Annotated in this window: 19 protein-coding genes; all 19 read left to right on the forward strand. The window is 53.7% G+C overall.

Annotated elements, in window-relative coordinates:
• Nucleotides 1-52 precede the first annotated feature (52 nt).
• The 19 genes from rpoC (at nucleotide 53) to rplE (ending at nucleotide 15,198) form a co-directional block, all read left to right on the forward strand.
• Nucleotides 53-4,252, forward strand: coding sequence for a DNA-directed RNA polymerase subunit beta' (rpoC, locus tag RHM59_RS19340; protein WP_322166337.1), 4,200 nt, complete (start codon nucleotides 53-55; stop codon nucleotides 4,250-4,252).
• Between the two features lie 199 nt (nucleotides 4,253-4,451).
• Nucleotides 4,452-4,826: a 30S ribosomal protein S12 gene (gene rpsL, locus RHM59_RS19345; RefSeq protein ID WP_213879453.1), complete on the forward strand. Its 375-nt coding sequence runs from the start codon at nucleotides 4,452-4,454 to the stop codon at nucleotides 4,824-4,826.
• Between the two features lie 122 nt (nucleotides 4,827-4,948).
• Nucleotides 4,949-5,419, forward strand: coding sequence for a 30S ribosomal protein S7 (rpsG, locus tag RHM59_RS19350; RefSeq protein ID WP_003400433.1), 471 nt, complete (start codon nucleotides 4,949-4,951; stop codon nucleotides 5,417-5,419).
• A 30-nt stretch (nucleotides 5,420-5,449) separates the two neighbouring features.
• Nucleotides 5,450-7,552, forward strand: coding sequence for an elongation factor G (fusA, locus tag RHM59_RS19355; RefSeq protein ID WP_322166336.1), 2,103 nt, complete (start codon nucleotides 5,450-5,452; stop codon nucleotides 7,550-7,552).
• A 31-nt stretch (nucleotides 7,553-7,583) separates the two neighbouring features.
• On the forward strand, nucleotides 7,584-8,777 hold the full coding sequence (gene tuf, locus RHM59_RS19360) for an elongation factor Tu (protein ID WP_322166335.1): 1,194 nt from the start codon (nucleotides 7,584-7,586) through the stop codon (nucleotides 8,775-8,777).
• 141 nt (nucleotides 8,778-8,918) lie between these two features.
• Nucleotides 8,919-9,230, forward strand: coding sequence for a 30S ribosomal protein S10 (gene rpsJ, locus RHM59_RS19365; RefSeq protein ID WP_003186070.1), 312 nt, complete (start codon nucleotides 8,919-8,921; stop codon nucleotides 9,228-9,230).
• Nucleotides 9,231-9,310: 80 nt separating this feature from the next.
• Nucleotides 9,311-9,946: a 50S ribosomal protein L3 gene (rplC, locus tag RHM59_RS19370; protein WP_219062787.1), complete on the forward strand. Its 636-nt coding sequence runs from the start codon at nucleotides 9,311-9,313 to the stop codon at nucleotides 9,944-9,946.
• 12 nt (nucleotides 9,947-9,958) lie between these two features.
• Nucleotides 9,959-10,561 carry a 50S ribosomal protein L4 gene (gene rplD, locus RHM59_RS19375; protein ID WP_219062785.1) on the forward strand — a complete coding sequence of 201 codons (603 nt, stop codon included), beginning with the start codon at nucleotides 9,959-9,961 and terminating at the stop codon, nucleotides 10,559-10,561.
• Entirely contained in the window at nucleotides 10,558-10,857 is a 300-nt protein-coding gene (gene rplW, locus RHM59_RS19380) for a 50S ribosomal protein L23 (protein ID WP_002555488.1), read from the forward strand. Before rplD ends, rplW begins: the two co-directional genes overlap by 4 nt.
• Before the next feature lie 14 nt (nucleotides 10,858-10,871).
• Complete coding sequence (gene rplB, locus RHM59_RS19385; protein WP_322166334.1) at nucleotides 10,872-11,696, forward strand: 50S ribosomal protein L2; 825 nt, start codon at nucleotides 10,872-10,874, stop codon at nucleotides 11,694-11,696.
• Between the two features lie 16 nt (nucleotides 11,697-11,712).
• A complete protein-coding gene (gene rpsS, locus RHM59_RS19390; RefSeq protein WP_002555486.1) occupies nucleotides 11,713-11,988 on the forward strand; it encodes a 30S ribosomal protein S19 in 276 nt (91 codons plus the stop codon).
• 13 nt (nucleotides 11,989-12,001) lie between these two features.
• Nucleotides 12,002-12,334 (forward strand): 50S ribosomal protein L22, encoded by a 333-nt coding sequence (gene rplV / locus RHM59_RS19395; protein ID WP_002555485.1) that lies wholly within the window; start codon nucleotides 12,002-12,004, stop codon nucleotides 12,332-12,334.
• Between the two features lie 13 nt (nucleotides 12,335-12,347).
• Nucleotides 12,348-13,034: a 30S ribosomal protein S3 gene (gene rpsC / locus RHM59_RS19400; protein WP_003176422.1), complete on the forward strand. Its 687-nt coding sequence runs from the start codon at nucleotides 12,348-12,350 to the stop codon at nucleotides 13,032-13,034.
• A 12-nt stretch (nucleotides 13,035-13,046) separates the two neighbouring features.
• Nucleotides 13,047-13,460 carry a 50S ribosomal protein L16 gene (gene rplP / locus RHM59_RS19405; protein ID WP_282379294.1) on the forward strand — a complete coding sequence of 138 codons (414 nt, stop codon included), beginning with the start codon at nucleotides 13,047-13,049 and terminating at the stop codon, nucleotides 13,458-13,460.
• On the forward strand, nucleotides 13,460-13,651 hold the full coding sequence (rpmC, locus tag RHM59_RS19410) for a 50S ribosomal protein L29 (RefSeq protein WP_322166333.1): 192 nt from the start codon (nucleotides 13,460-13,462) through the stop codon (nucleotides 13,649-13,651). Before rplP ends, rpmC begins: the two co-directional genes overlap by 1 nt.
• A 2-nt stretch (nucleotides 13,652-13,653) precedes the next feature.
• Nucleotides 13,654-13,920: a 30S ribosomal protein S17 gene (gene rpsQ / locus RHM59_RS19415; RefSeq protein WP_322166331.1), complete on the forward strand. Its 267-nt coding sequence runs from the start codon at nucleotides 13,654-13,656 to the stop codon at nucleotides 13,918-13,920.
• A gap of 23 nt (nucleotides 13,921-13,943) precedes the next feature.
• Entirely contained in the window at nucleotides 13,944-14,312 is a 369-nt protein-coding gene (gene rplN, locus RHM59_RS19420) for a 50S ribosomal protein L14 (RefSeq protein ID WP_002555479.1), read from the forward strand.
• A gap of 11 nt (nucleotides 14,313-14,323) precedes the next feature.
• On the forward strand, nucleotides 14,324-14,638 hold the full coding sequence (rplX, locus tag RHM59_RS19425) for a 50S ribosomal protein L24 (protein WP_322166330.1): 315 nt from the start codon (nucleotides 14,324-14,326) through the stop codon (nucleotides 14,636-14,638).
• Nucleotides 14,639-14,658: 20 nt separating this feature from the next.
• Nucleotides 14,659-15,198, forward strand: coding sequence for a 50S ribosomal protein L5 (rplE, locus tag RHM59_RS19430; RefSeq protein WP_322166329.1), 540 nt, complete (start codon nucleotides 14,659-14,661; stop codon nucleotides 15,196-15,198).
• Nucleotides 15,199-15,207: the final 9 nt, after the last annotated feature.

Below are 15,207 nucleotides of genomic sequence, written 5' to 3' on the forward strand. Positions count from 1 at the left end.
ATTGGGGGCAGGGCGGTATTGCCTGCTCCCTGCTCCGCCAGGAGGAAAGGCCTTGAAAGACCTATTGAATTTGCTGAAAAACCAGGGTCAAGTCGAAGAGTTCGACGCCATCCGTATCGGATTGGCATCGCCTGAGATGATCCGTTCGTGGTCGTTCGGTGAAGTTAAAAAGCCGGAAACCATCAACTACCGTACGTTCAAGCCTGAGCGTGACGGCCTGTTCTGCGCCAAGATCTTTGGCCCGGTCAAGGATTACGAGTGCTTGTGCGGTAAGTACAAGCGCTTGAAGCACCGCGGTGTAATCTGCGAGAAGTGCGGCGTTGAAGTCGCACTGGCAAAAGTTCGTCGCGAGCGTATGGCTCACATCGAACTGGCCTCGCCAGTTGCACACATCTGGTTCTTGAAATCGCTGCCGTCCCGTATCGGCTTGCTGATGGACATGACCCTGCGTGATATCGAACGCGTTCTCTATTTCGAGAGCTATGTCGTTATCGATCCAGGCATGACCACCCTTGAAAAAGGGCAGTTGCTCAACGACGAGCAGTATTTTGAAGCGCTCGAAGAGTTCGGCGATGACTTCGATGCCCGTATGGGTGCTGAAGCTGTCCGCGAACTGCTGCACGCTATCGATCTGGAGCACGAGATTGGCCGTCTGCGCGAAGAAATTCCGCAAACCAACTCCGAGACCAAAATCAAAAAGCTGTCCAAGCGCCTGAAGTTGATGGAAGCCTTCCAAGGTTCCGGCAACCTTCCTGAGTGGATGGTTCTGACCGTTCTGCCGGTTCTGCCGCCAGATCTGCGTCCTTTGGTTCCGCTTGATGGCGGTCGTTTCGCTACATCTGACCTTAACGATCTGTATCGTCGAGTAATCAACCGTAACAACCGCTTGAAGCGTCTGCTTGATCTGTCCGCTCCGGACATCATCGTGCGCAACGAAAAGCGTATGTTGCAGGAAGCGGTCGATGCACTGCTCGACAACGGTCGTCGCGGTCGCGCGATTACCGGTTCCAACAAGCGTCCTCTGAAATCCTTGGCTGACATGATCAAGGGTAAGCAGGGTCGTTTCCGTCAGAACTTGCTCGGCAAGCGTGTTGACTACTCGGGTCGTTCGGTAATTACCGTAGGCCCGACCCTGCGTCTGCACCAGTGCGGTCTGCCTAAGAAAATGGCTCTCGAGCTGTTTAAACCGTTCATTTTTGGCAAGTTGGAAATGCGTGGTCTCGCTACCACCATTAAAGCCGCCAAGAAAATGGTTGAGCGTGAATTGCCAGAAGTTTGGGACGTTCTCGCTGAAGTCATCCGCGAACACCCAGTGTTGCTCAACCGTGCACCAACTCTTCACCGTCTGGGTATCCAAGCGTTTGAACCGGTTCTGATCGAGGGTAAAGCTATCCAGCTTCACCCGTTGGTCTGCGCTGCGTACAACGCCGACTTCGACGGCGACCAGATGGCCGTCCACGTACCGTTGACGCTGGAAGCTCAGCTCGAAGCGCGTGCGCTGATGATGTCGACCAACAACATTCTGTCGCCAGCCAACGGTGAGCCAATCATCGTCCCGTCGCAGGACGTTGTATTGGGTCTGTACTACATGACTCGTGAAGCGATCAACGCCAAGGGCGAGGGTCGAGTGTTCGCGGATCTGCAGGAAGTTGACCGTGTATTCCGCGCCGGCGAAGCCGCGCTGCATGCCAAAGTCAAAGTCCGCATCCACGAAACGGTTAACGATCGTGACGGCGGAAGCGTCAAGAACACCCGTATCGTCGACACCACTGTCGGCCGCGCGCTGTTGTTCCAAGTGGTCCCGGCCGGCCTGTCGTATGACGTGGTCAACCAGCCGATGAAGAAAAAAGCGATCTCTAAACTGATCAACCAGTGCTATCGCGTGGTTGGTTTGAAAGAAACCGTAATTTTCGCTGACCAATTGATGTACACCGGTTTTGCTTATTCGACCATTTCGGGTGTCTCCATCGGCGTTAACGACTTCGTTATCCCTGATGAAAAAGCTCGCATCATCGAAGCTGCTACCGACGAAGTTAAAGAAATCGAAGCCCAGTACGCATCAGGCCTGGTAACCCAGGGCGAGAAGTACAACAAGGTAATCGACCTTTGGTCCAAAGCTAACGACGAAGTGTCGAAGGCGATGATGTCGAACCTCTCGAAAGAGCGCGTTATCGACCGTCACGGCGTCGAGGTCGACCAAGAGTCGTTCAACTCGATGTACATGATGGCTGACTCCGGCGCCCGGGGTTCGGCTGCACAGATTCGTCAGCTTGCAGGTATGCGTGGTTTGATGGCCAAGCCAGACGGCTCGATCATTGAAACGCCGATCACCGCGAACTTCCGTGAAGGTTTGAGCGTACTTCAGTACTTCATCTCCACTCACGGTGCTCGTAAGGGTTTGGCGGATACCGCGTTGAAAACCGCGAACTCCGGTTATCTGACTCGTCGTTTGGTAGACGTCGCGCAGGATCTGGTCGTTACCGAGGTTGATTGCGGTACCGAGCATGGCCTGCTGATGACGCCTCACATTGAAGGCGGTGACGTTGTTGAGCCATTGGGCGAACGCGTATTGGGTCGAGTAATCGCCCGCGACGTATTCAAGCCGGGTACCGATGACATCATCGTTCCTGCTGGCACCTTGGTTGACGAGAAATGGGTTGAGTTCATCGAGCTGAATAGCATCGATGAAGTGATCGTGCGTTCGCCGATCAGCTGCGAAACCCGTTTCGGTATCTGCGCCAAATGCTACGGCCGTGATTTGGCTCGCGGACACCAGGTCAACATTGGTGAAGCAGTCGGCGTTATTGCCGCTCAGTCCATCGGTGAGCCAGGTACGCAGCTGACCATGCGTACGTTCCACATCGGTGGTGCGGCAAGCCGGACCTCCGCTGCTGACAGCGTTCAGGTTAAGAATGGCGGTACTGTCCGTCTGCATAACCTGAAGCACGTTGAGCGGGTAGATGGTTGCCTGGTTGCGGTATCTCGTTCGGGTGAGCTTGCGATTGCTGATGACTACGGTCGTGAGCGCGAGCGTTACAAGCTGCCTTACGGTGCCGTGATATCGGTTAAAGAGGGTGATAAGGTCGACGCTGGCGCCATCGTGGCCAAGTGGGATCCGCACACTCACCCAATTGTCACCGAGATGAAAGGTACCGTGACCTACGTGGGCATGGAAGAAGGCATCACGATCAAGCGTCAGACCGACGAATTGACCGGTATGACCAACATCGAAGTTCTCGACGCCAAAGACCGTCCTGCAGCCGGTAAAGATATCCGTCCTGCCGTTAAGATGGTGGGTGTGGATGGCAAGGACCTGCTGCTACCTGGTACAGACGTACCGGCTCAGTACTTCCTGCCAGCCAACGCCTTGGTCGGTGTGGCGGATGGTGTGCAGGTTGCGATCGGTGATGTTATCGCTCGTATACCGCAAGAAACGTCGAAAACTCGCGACATTACGGGTGGTCTGCCACGCGTAGCTGACTTGTTCGAAGCGCGTCGCCCGAAAGAAGCCTCGATCTTGGCAGAAGTCAGCGGCACCATTGCATTCGGTAAGGAAACTAAAGGCAAGCGCCGTTTGGTTATTACCCCGAATGACGGTAGCGATCCGTACGAAGAGCTGATTCCTAAGTGGCGTCACCTGAACGTCTTCGAAGGCGAGCAAGTGAACCGCGGTGAAGTTATCTCCGATGGTCCAAGCGACCCGCACGATATCCTGCGGTTGTTGGGTGTGAGTGCGCTGGCCAAGTACATCGTTAACGAGATCCAGGACGTATATCGTCTGCAAGGCGTGAAAATCAACGATAAGCACATCGAGACGATTCTTCGTCAGATGTTGCGTAAAGTTGAGATCGCTGAGTCTGGCGATTCCACGTTCATCAAAGGTGATCAGATGGAGTTGACGCACGTTCTGGTAGAGAATGAGCGTCTGAGCGCGGACGAGAAATTCGTTTCCAAGTTCACCCGTGTATTGCTGGGTATTACTAAGGCATCGCTGTCCACCGAGTCGTTCATCTCTGCGGCCTCCTTCCAGGAGACAACCCGCGTGTTGACCGAAGCGGCCGTGACTGGCAAGCGCGATTACTTGCGCGGCCTGAAAGAGAACGTGGTCGTGGGTCGTTTGATTCCGGCCGGTACTGGTCTGGCTTACCACAGCGAGCGTAAGCGTCGTCGTGAAGCAGACAAGCCGACGCGTGTTAGCGCGAGTGAAGTGGAAGCAGCACTGACCGAAGCGTTGAACTCCAGCGGTAATTGAGAGTAGAGCCCTGGCATTTTCGGCCTGAAGCGGTAGAGATAATTCTGCTGTCTTTATGGTCGGAGATGTTGGGGCTTTGCCTTGACTGGGGACAGGATCCTCTTTAGACTCTTGTACCCCTAAATTTGGCGGGACTGATGTCCTGCCATCTTGCTTTTTCGTAAAGCAATAGCGTCGAAAGACAACAGTGGAGCTTAAGATGGCAACGATCAACCAGCTGGTACGTCAGCCGCGTAAGCGTATCGTCGAGAAATCCGACGTACCTGCGCTGCAGAACTGCCCGCAACGTCGTGGTGTATGCACTCGCGTGTATACCACTACGCCGAAAAAACCTAACTCGGCATTGCGTAAAGTATGTCGTGTGCGCCTGACCAACGGTTTCGAGGTTTCCTCGTACATCGGTGGCGAAGGTCACAACCTGCAAGAGCACAGTGTTGTATTGATCCGTGGCGGTCGCGTAAAAGACTTGCCAGGTGTTCGTTACCACACCGTTCGTGGCTCCCTGGATACTTCCGGTGTTAAAGGTCGTAACCAAGGTCGCTCGAAATACGGTACCAAGCGTCCGAAGAAGTAATTTGACGCTTCGTAGTAAATTGCAGATTTCTATTTTTCTGAGTCGATAAGAGTAAGGTCGGGCGCGCCTCGCAAGAGTGCAGTGGTCCCGAGCTAACCTGAAGACCGTTTGAGGGCTTATCCATGCCAAGAAGACGCGTAGCAGCCAAGCGCGATGTGCTTGACGATCCAAAATACGGCAGCCAGATTTTGGCTAAGTTCATGAACCACGTTATGGAAAGCGGCAAGAAAGCCGTTGCCGAGCGTATCGTTTATGGCGCGCTGGAAAAAGTTAAAGAGCGCAAGAACAGCGATCCCCTGGAAATCTTCGAGAAAGCTCTCGACGCCATCGCTCCGCTGGTCGAAGTGAAGTCGCGCCGTGTAGGCGGTGCTACTTACCAGGTTCCTGTTGAAGTTCGCCCGTCCCGTCGTAATGCTCTGGCAATGCGCTGGCTTGTAGACTTCGCGCGTAAGCGTGGCGAAAAGTCTATGGCTCTGCGTTTGGCTGGTGAATTGATGGACGCTGCTGAAGGTAAAGGTGCTGCAGTTAAGAAGCGTGAAGACGTGCACCGTATGGCTGAAGCCAACAAGGCTTTCTCGCACTACCGCTTCTAATTTTAGCGTCACTAATTTTGCGAGGGCTTTATGGCTCGTACTACTCCGATTAACCGCTACCGTAACATTGGTATCGTTGCTCACGTGGATGCTGGTAAAACCACCACCACTGAGCGCGTCCTTTTTTACACCGGCGTAAACCATAAAATGGGCGAGGTGCATGACGGCGCCGCGACCATGGACTGGATGGTGCAGGAGCAGGAGCGTGGTATTACTATCACCTCCGCTGCGACCACGGCCTTCTGGGCCGGCTCTGCCAAGCAGTTCGACAAGTATCGTTTTAACATCATCGATACCCCGGGCCACGTTGACTTCACAATTGAAGTTGAGCGTTCGCTTCGCGTACTCGATGGCGCGGTAGTTGTGTTCTGTGGCACCTCAGGTGTTGAGCCTCAGTCGGAAACCGTATGGCGTCAAGCCAACAAGTACGGCGTTCCACGTCTTGTTTATGTAAACAAGATGGACCGTGCTGGTGCGAACTTCCTGCGTGTGGTTGAGCAGATCAAAAAGCGTCTGGGTCACACTCCGGTGCCGATCCAGTTGGCTATCGGTGCAGAAGACAACTTCCAGGGTCAGGTTGATCTGATCAACATGGAAGCGGTTTACTGGGATGATGCTGACAAAGGTGCCGCTCCTCGTCGCGAAGCAATTCCTGCGGACATGCTTGAGCTCGCTGCTGAATGGCGCGACAACATGGTCCAGGCTGCTGCCGAAGCTTCTGAAGAGCTGATGGACAAGTACCTCAATGAGGAACAGCTGACCATCGACGAAATCAAGGCTGCTCTGCGTCAGCGTACTATCGCTGGTGAGATCGTCCTTGCTGTCTGTGGCTCTTCTTTCAAGAACAAAGGTGTTCCTTTGGTTCTTGATGCTGTCATCGACTTCCTGCCGGCTCCAGCCGACATTCCAGCCATCAAGGGTTCCGATCCTGATGATGAAGAAGTCGCGATGGAGCGTCATGCAGACGATGCCGAACCGTTCTCGGCTCTGGCTTTCAAAATTGCTACTGACCCATTCGTGGGTACTCTGACTTTCGTGCGCGTTTACTCGGGCGTGTTGAGCTCCGGCGACGGCGTGATCAACTCGGTCAAGGGCAAGAAAGAGCGTGTTGGTCGTATGGTGCAAATGCATGCGAACACCCGTGAAGAAATCAAGGAAGTGCGCGCTGGTGACATCGCGGCCTTGATTGGTATGAAGGACGTCACCACGGGTGACACCCTTTGTTCGGCTGACAAGCCGATCATTCTTGTTCGTATGGACTTCCCGGAGCCGGTTATTTCGGTCGCCGTTGAGCCGAAGACCAAGGATGACCAGGAAAAAATGGGTATCGCTCTGGGCAAGCTTGCTCAGGAAGATCCATCTTTCCGCGTCAAAACTGATGAAGAGACTGGTCAAACGATCATCTCTGGCATGGGCGAGTTGCACCTGGACATCCTGGTAGACCGGATGCGCCGTGAGTTCAACGTCGAAGCCAACATTGGTAAGCCTCAGGTTTCCTATCGTGAGAAAATCACGAAGGCCTGTGAGATCGAAGGCAAGTTCGTGCGCCAGTCTGGCGGTCGTGGTCAGTTCGGCCACTGCTGGATCCGTTTTGCACCGGCTGACGAAGGTCAGGAAGGTCTGCAATTTGTGAACGAAGTAGTAGGTGGTGTGGTTCCTAAGGAATTCATCCCGGCTATCCAGAAGGGTATCGAAGAGCAGATGAAGAACGGCGTTGTTGCCGGCTATCCGCTCATCGGCCTGAAGGCTACTGTGTTCGATGGTTCTTACCATGACGTCGACTCAAATGAGATGGCGTTCAGGGTGGCTGCTTCCATGGCGACCAAGCAATTGGCTTCCAAGGGCGGTGGCGTTCTGCTTGAGCCAGTGATGGCAGTAGAAGTTGTGACGCCTGAAGACTATATGGGTGACGTGATGGGCGACCTGAATCGTCGTCGCGGCATGATCTTGGGTATGGAAGATACGGTTTCCGGCAAAGTGATTCGCGCCGAGGTTCCGTTGGGTGAGATGTTCGGTTATGCGACCGACGTTCGCTCCATGTCTCAGGGTCGCGCAAGCTACTCTATGGAATTCAAAAAATACGATGTAGCTCCGTCGCATATCGTCGAAGCTGTCACTAAAAAACAAGGCTGATTCAGCCCCTTTAGGCTAGGAGTTAATTGTCGTGGCTAAAGAAAAATTTGTACGTGATTTACCGCACGTAAACGTTGGCACCATCGGTCACGTTGACCATGGCAAAACCACGTTGACTGCTGCTCTGACCCGTGTTTGCTCCGAGATCTTCGGTAGCGCCGTTGTTGCTTTCGATAAAATCGACAGCGCTCCGGAAGAAAAAGCTCGTGGTATCACCATCAACACCGCACACGTTGAGTACAACTCAAAGATCCGTCACTACGCTCACGTTGACTGCCCAGGTCACGCTGACTATGTGAAGAACATGATCACTGGTGCTGCGCAGATGGATGGCGCGATTCTGGTTTGTTCAGCTGCTGATGGTCCGATGCCGCAAACTCGTGAGCACATCCTGCTGTCCCGTCAGGTTGGCGTTCCGTACATCGTTGTCTTCCTGAACAAGGCTGACATGGTTGACGACGCTGAGCTGTTGGAGCTGGTTGAGATGGAAGTGCGCGATCTGCTGAGCACTTACGACTTCCCAGGTGACGACACTCCAATCATCATCGGCTCCGCGCTGATGGCATTGAATGGTCAAGATGACAACGAGATGGGCACCACTGCCGTTCGTAAACTGGTTGAGACTCTGGATACTTACATCCCAGATCCAATCCGTGTTATCGACAAGCCGTTCCTGATGCCGATCGAAGACGTATTCTCGATCTCTGGTCGCGGTACTGTTGTGACTGGTCGTATCGAGCGCGGTATCGTTAAGATTCAAGATTCGCTGGAAATTGTTGGTCTGCGTGACACTGTTGTCACCACCTGCACTGGCGTTGAAATGTTCCGTAAGCTGCTCGACGAAGGCCGTGCAGGCGAAAACTGCGGCGTTCTGTTGCGCGGTACCAAGCGTGACGACGTGGAGCGTGGCCAGGTTCTGGTTAAGCCGGGTTCGGTTAAGCCGCACACTACGTTCGAAGCTGAAGTTTACATTCTGAGCAAAGAAGAAGGCGGTCGTCATACTCCTTTCTTCAAAGGCTACCGTCCGCAGTTCTACTTCCGTACAACTGACGTGACTGGTAACTGCGAATTGCCAGAAGGCGTTGAAATGGTTATGCCTGGCGACAACATCAAAATGGTTGTTACGCTGATCAAGACCATTGCGATGGAAGATGGCCTGCGTTTCGCTATCCGTGAAGGCGGTCGTACCGTCGGCGCTGGCGTCGTAGCCAAGATCATCGCGTAATCGATGATCTGTCGAAAAAGCCCCCGCTTGCGGGGGCTTTTTTATTGGGTTGACACTTTGTGGGAGCGTCTATAGAATTGCGCCTCCTTTTAACGGGCGTATTGCGCTCGGTGGGAACAGCAGCTGGGAGTCTGAAATCCAATGCAAAATCAGCAAATCCGTATCAGGTTGAAGGCTTTTGACCATCGTCTGATCGACCAATCTACCCAGGAAATCGTGGAAACCGCGAAACGTACTGGTGCACAAGTGCGTGGTCCGATTCCACTCCCTACCCGTAAAGAGCGGTTCACTGTTCTGGTTTCTCCGCACGTCAACAAAGACGCGCGCGACCAGTATGAGATCCGTACTCACAAGCGCGTTCTGGACATCGTCCAGCCAACGGATAAAACCGTTGATGCACTTATGAAGCTTGATCTTGCGGCCGGTGTGGAAGTACAGATCAGCCTCGGCTAAGACTCGGTCTTAGTCGTGTAACGCTCTGAAATGGGCGGCCATAGCGGGTGAAAGCCCCGTACACTCATGAGGTTTACAACATGACTATTGGTGTAGTCGGTCGTAAATGCGGTATGACCCGTATTTTCACCGAAGAAGGTGTCTCCATTCCGGTTACGGTCATTGAGATCGAGCCGAATCGCGTCACCCAGTTTAAAACCGAAGAAACCGATGGCTATCGTGCAGTGCAAGTCACTGTCGGTGTGCGTCGTGCTTCGCGCGTGACTGCTGCTCAAGCAGGTCACTTCGCTAAAGCGAACGTTGCTGCTGGTCGCGGTGTTTGGGAGTTCCGTCTTGAAGAAGGCGACTACCAAGCTGGCGACGTAATCAATGCAGAAATCTTCGCCGCTGGGCAGATGGTCGATGTGACCGGTCAGTCCAAGGGTAAAGGTTTCCAGGGTACGATCAAACGCCACAATTTCCGTGGCCAAGATAATACTCACGGCAACTCCGTATCCCACCGCGTCCCAGGCTCTATCGGCCAGTGCCAGACTCCTGGTCGTGTATTCAAGGGCAAAAAGATGTCCGGTCATATGGGCGCTGAGCGCGTGACCGTGCAGTCCTTGGAAGTGGTGCGCGTGGACGCTGAACGCAATCTGTTGTTGGTCAAGGGTGCTGTTCCTGGCGCTACTGGCGGCAACCTGGTTGTACGTCCGGCAGCCAAGGCTCGCGGTTAAGGGGAAGCTGACATGCAATTAAATGTAAATGACGCTCAAGCGATCGAAGTTTCCGAACTGACATTTGGCGGCGAGTTCAACGAAACATTGGTACACCAAGCAGTCGTGGCCTACATGGCCGGCGGCCGTCAGGGTAGCAAGGCACAGAAGACCCGTTCCGACGTTTCTGGTGGCGGTAAGCGCCCTTGGCGTCAGAAAGGTACTGGCCGTGCTCGTGCCGGTACTATCCGTAGCCCAATCTGGCGTGGCGGTGGTACTACTTTCGCAGCTCGTCCACAAGACCACTCTCAGAAGCTTAACAAGAAGATGTATCGCGCAGCATTGCGCTCCATCCTTGCTGAGCTGGTTCGTACTGACCGTCTGGTCGTGGTTCAGGACTTCGTTGTTGAAGCACCGAAAACCAAGGATCTGCTGAACAAGCTGAATGGCATGGGTCTGACTGATGTTCTGATCGTGTCCGATGCTGTCGACCAGAATCTGTACCTGGCTGCTCGCAACCTGCCGCACGTAGATGTACGTGACGTTCAAGGTTCCGACCCAGTTAGTCTGATCGCATACGACAAAGTGTTGATCACTGTGTCGGCCGTGAAGAAATTCGAGGAGCTGCTGGGATGAACCAGGAACGCGTATTTAAAGTTCTACTTGGCCCGCACGTTTCCGAGAAGGCCACGGTTCTGGCTGACAAGAAAGGCCAGTTTGTTTTCAAGGTTGCAACTGACGCAACCAAGCTGGAAATCAAGAAGGCCGTCGAAAGCCTGTTCAGCGTGAAAGTAGAGCGTGTTACTACCCTGAATGTTCTGGGTAAGAGCAAGCGCACTGCTCGCGGTCTGGGCAAGCGTAATGACTGGAAGAAGGCAGTTATCTCCCTTCAACCGGGCCAAGATCTCGATTTCAGCAGCAGTGCTGAGTAAGGAAGGGGTGCATCATGGCAATCGTTAAATGCAAACCGACTTCCCCTGGCCGCCGTTTCGTGGTCAAGGTGGTCAATCAGGAGCTGCATAAAGGCGCTCCTCACGCACCGCTGCTCGAGAAGAAATCGAAGACTGGTGGTCGTAACAACAATGGCCGTATTACCACGCGTCACATCGGTGGTGGTCATAAGCAGCATTATCGTCTGGTCGATTTCCGTCGCAACGACAAAGATGGCATCAGTGCCACCGTTGAGCGAATTGAATACGATCCAAACCGTACTGCTCACATCGCACTGCTGTTGTACGCAGATGGCGAGCGCCGCTACATCATCGCCCCTAAAGGCGTTAGTGCTGGCGACCAGCTGATCGCAGGTGCTTTGGCACCGATCAAGCCGGGCAACGCTCTTCAACTGCGCAACATTCCAGTTGGTAGCACCGTACACGGCATCGAGTTGAAGCCGGGTAAAGGCGCGCAAATCGCACGTTCCGCTGGTGCTTCGGCTCAGTTGGTAGCGCGTGATGGTGTCTACGTGACCCTGCGTCTGCGCTCTGGTGAAATGCGTAAAGTATTGGCTGAATGCCGTGCAACGCTTGGCGAAGTCTCGAACTCCGAGCACAGCCTGCGTTCACTGGGTAAAGCTGGTGCCAAACGCTGGCGTGGCGTTCGCCCAACCGTTCGTGGTGTTGCCATGAACCCGGTTGACCACCCACATGGTGGTGGTGAAGGTCGTACCTCTGGTGGTCGTCATCCGGTATCGCCGTGGGGCTTCCCGACTAAGGGCGCGAAGACTCGTGGTAATAAGCGTACCGACAAAATGATCGTCCGTCGTCGCAAGTAAATAGAGGGATACGACAGTGCCACGTTCTCTGAAAAAAGGTCCTTTTATTGATCTTCACCTACTGAAGAAGATCGAAGTGGCGGCGGAAAAGAACGATCGCAAACCAGTTAAGACCTGGTCGCGCCGTTCTATGATCCTGCCACAAATGGTCGGTTTGACCATTGCTGTGCATAACGGTCGTCAACATGTCCCAGTTCTCGTGAACGAAGACATGGTCGGCCATAAACTAGGCGAGTTTGCCGGTACCCGCACATATCGTGGGCACGTGGCAGACAAGAAAGCCAAGCGTTAAGGGGTAAGGAACGATGGAAGTAGCCGCTAAGTTGTCGGGCGCTCGAATCTCCGCCCAGAAAGCCCGCTTGGTCGCCGACCAGATCCGCGGGAAGAAGGTGGGCGAAGCGCTCAACCTGTTGGCTTTCAGCAGTAAGAAAGCCGCCGAGATCCTGAAGAAAGTGCTGGAGTCGGCTGTAGCCAACGCCGAGCATAACGAAGGCGCAGACGTTGATGACCTTAAGGTCTCCACCGTTTTCGTCAACGAAGGGCGTTCGCTGAAGCGCATCATGCCGCGTGCCAAAGGCCGCGCTGATCGCATCGTCAAGCGGTCTTGCCATATCACTGTCAAGGTTGCTGACAAGTAACGGAGTCGAAGAGATGGGTCAGAAAGTACATCCCATTGGCATTCGCCTGGGAATCGTCAAGGAGCACACCTCCGTCTGGTACGCAGACGGTCGGACTTATGCGGACTATTTGTTCGCTGATCTGAAGGTGCGCGAGTATCTCCAAGACAAATTAAAAAGCGCGTCCGTAAGCCGTATCGATATCCATCGTCCGGCTCAGACAGCACGTATCACCATCCACACCGCTCGTCCTGGCATTGTGATCGGGAAGAAAGGTGAAGATGTTGAGAAACTGCGTCAGGACCTGACCAAGCAAATGGGTGTGCCTGTGCACATCAATATCGAAGAGATCCGCAAGCCGGAACTGGACGGTATGTTGGTTGCGCAGAGCGTAGCTCAGCAGCTGGAGCGCCGTGTAATGTTCCGTCGCGCTATGAAGCGCGCTGTTCAGAACGCCATGCGCATTGGTGCCAAAGGCATCAAAATCCAAGTGAGCGGTCGTCTCGGCGGTGCTGAAATCGCACGTACTGAATGGTATCGCGAGGGTCGTGTTCCATTGCACACCCTGCGTGCCGACATCGACTATGCCAACTACGAAGCTCACACCACTTATGGTGTGATCGGTGTAAAGGTTTGGATCTTTAAAGGCGAAGTAATTGGTGGTCGCCAAGAAGAGCTGAAACCACAAGCACCAGCGCCTCGTAAAAAAGCTGCTAAGTAAGGGGTACGCCAAATGTTGCAACCAAAGCGTACGAAGTTCCGCAAGCAGATGACAGGCCACAACCGTGGCTTGGCACAGCGCGGTAGCAAAGTCAGCTTCGGCGAATATGCGCTGAAGTCTGTTGCTCGTGGTCGTCTTACCGCCCGTCAGATTGAGTCAGCGCGTCGTGCACTGACCCGTCACGTTAAACGTGGCGGCAAAATCTGGATCCGTGTATTCCCGGACAAGCCCGTCACCAAAAAGCCACTCGAAGTTCGAATGGGTAAAGGTAAGGGCAACGTAGAGTACTGGGTTGCCCAGATTCAGCCAGGCAAAGTCCTGTATGAAATCGAGGGTGTTTCTGAAGAGCTGGCGCGTGAGGCTTTCGCCCTGGCTGCTGCAAAGCTGCCACTCGCCACCTCCTTTGTTAAACGGACGGTGATGTGATGAAAGCGAATGAACTTCGTGAAAAATCAGCACAGCAGCTGAACGAGCAACTGCTCGGCCTGCTGCGTGACCAGTTCAATCTGCGTATGCAGAAGGCAACTGGCCAGTTGGGGCAGTCTCATCTGCTCTCGCGAGTTAAGCGTGACATTGCTCGCGTGAAGACTGTGCTTAACCAGCAGGCAGGTAAGTGATCATGGCTGAAGCCGAAAAAACCGTCCGTACGCTGACTGGCCGTGTTGTCAGCGACAAAATGGACAAGACAATCACCGTTCTGATCGAGCGTCGCGTAAAGCACCCGATCTACGGTAAATACGTTAAGCGTTCGACGAAGCTGCACGCGCATGACGAAACTAATCAGAGCCACATCGGTGACAAAGTCACTATTCGTGAAACTCGTCCAGTTGCCAAGACTAAGTCTTGGGCGCTGGTTGAGATTCTCGAACGCGCTGTGGAAGTCTAAGGACTAGGGGTCGGAGAAATTATATGATTCAGACTCAATCCATGCTCGATGTAGCTGATAACAGCGGCGCACGCCGTGTTATGTGCATCAAGGTTCTGGGTGGCTCCCATCGTCGTTATGCTGGCATCGGTGACATCATCAAAGTAACCGTTAAGGAAGCAATTCCTCGCGGTAAAGTGAAAAAAGGCCAAGTGATGACTGCTGTTGTAGTCCGCACTCGCCATGGTGTTCGTCGCGCAGACGGCTCCATTATCCGCTTTGATGGCAACGCTGCTGTTCTGTTGAACAACAAGCAAGAGCCGATCGGCACCCGTATCTTTGGGCCAGTGACGCGCGAACTTCGGACTGAAAAGTTCATGAAGATCGTCTCTCTCGCCCCAGAAGTGCTGTAAGGAGATCCGACATGCAAAAGATTCGTCGTGACGACGAGATCATCGTGATCGCCGGCAAAGACAAAGGTAAGCGCGGTAAGGTGCTCAAGGTTCTCGTTGACGACCGTTTGGTCGTTGGTGGGATCAACCTGGTAAAGCGCCATACCAAGCCAAACCCTGCGTCGGGCGTACAAGGCGGTATCGTCGAAAAAGAAGCGCCATTGCACGCTTCTAACGTCGCCATTTTCAACGGCGCAACCAACAAGGCAGATCGCGTTGGTTTCAAAGTTGAAGAAGGCAAGAAAATTCGTGTCTTCAAGTCGACCCAAAAAGCGGTTGATGCTTGAACACTGCTAGGTAGAAGACCATGGCACGACTAAAAGAGATTTACCGGAAGGAAATCGCTCCGAAGCTCAAGGAAGAACTTGAGCTTTCGAACGTGATGGAAGTTCCGCGCGTTACAAAGATCACCTTGAACATGGGTCTGGGCGAAGCGGTCGGTGACAAAAAAGTCATCGAGCACGCTGTTGCAGACCTGGAAAAGATCACTGGTCAAAAATGCGTTGTTACTTACGCTCGGAAATCCATCGCGGGCTTTAAAGTTCGTGAAGGCTGGCCGATCGGCGTTAAAGTCACTCTGCGTCGCGATCGTATGTACGAATTCCTGGATCGTCTGCTGTCGATCTCCCTGCCTCGGGTTCGCGACTTTCGCGGCCTGAATGCCAAGTCCTTCGATGGTCGTGGTAACTACAGCATGGGCGTAAAAGAGCAGATCATTTTCCCGGAAATCGATTACGACAAGATCGATGCTCTTCGCGGTCTGGACATTACCCTGACCACCACTGCTCGGACGGATGATGAGGGTCGCGCATTGCTGCGTGCTTTCAAGTTCCCGTTCCGCAACTGATTGGAGTAG

Origin of the sequence: Pseudomonas sp. MH10 (genome assembly GCF_034353045.1) — a bacterium.
GTDB lineage: Bacteria > Pseudomonadota > Gammaproteobacteria > Pseudomonadales > Pseudomonadaceae > Aquipseudomonas.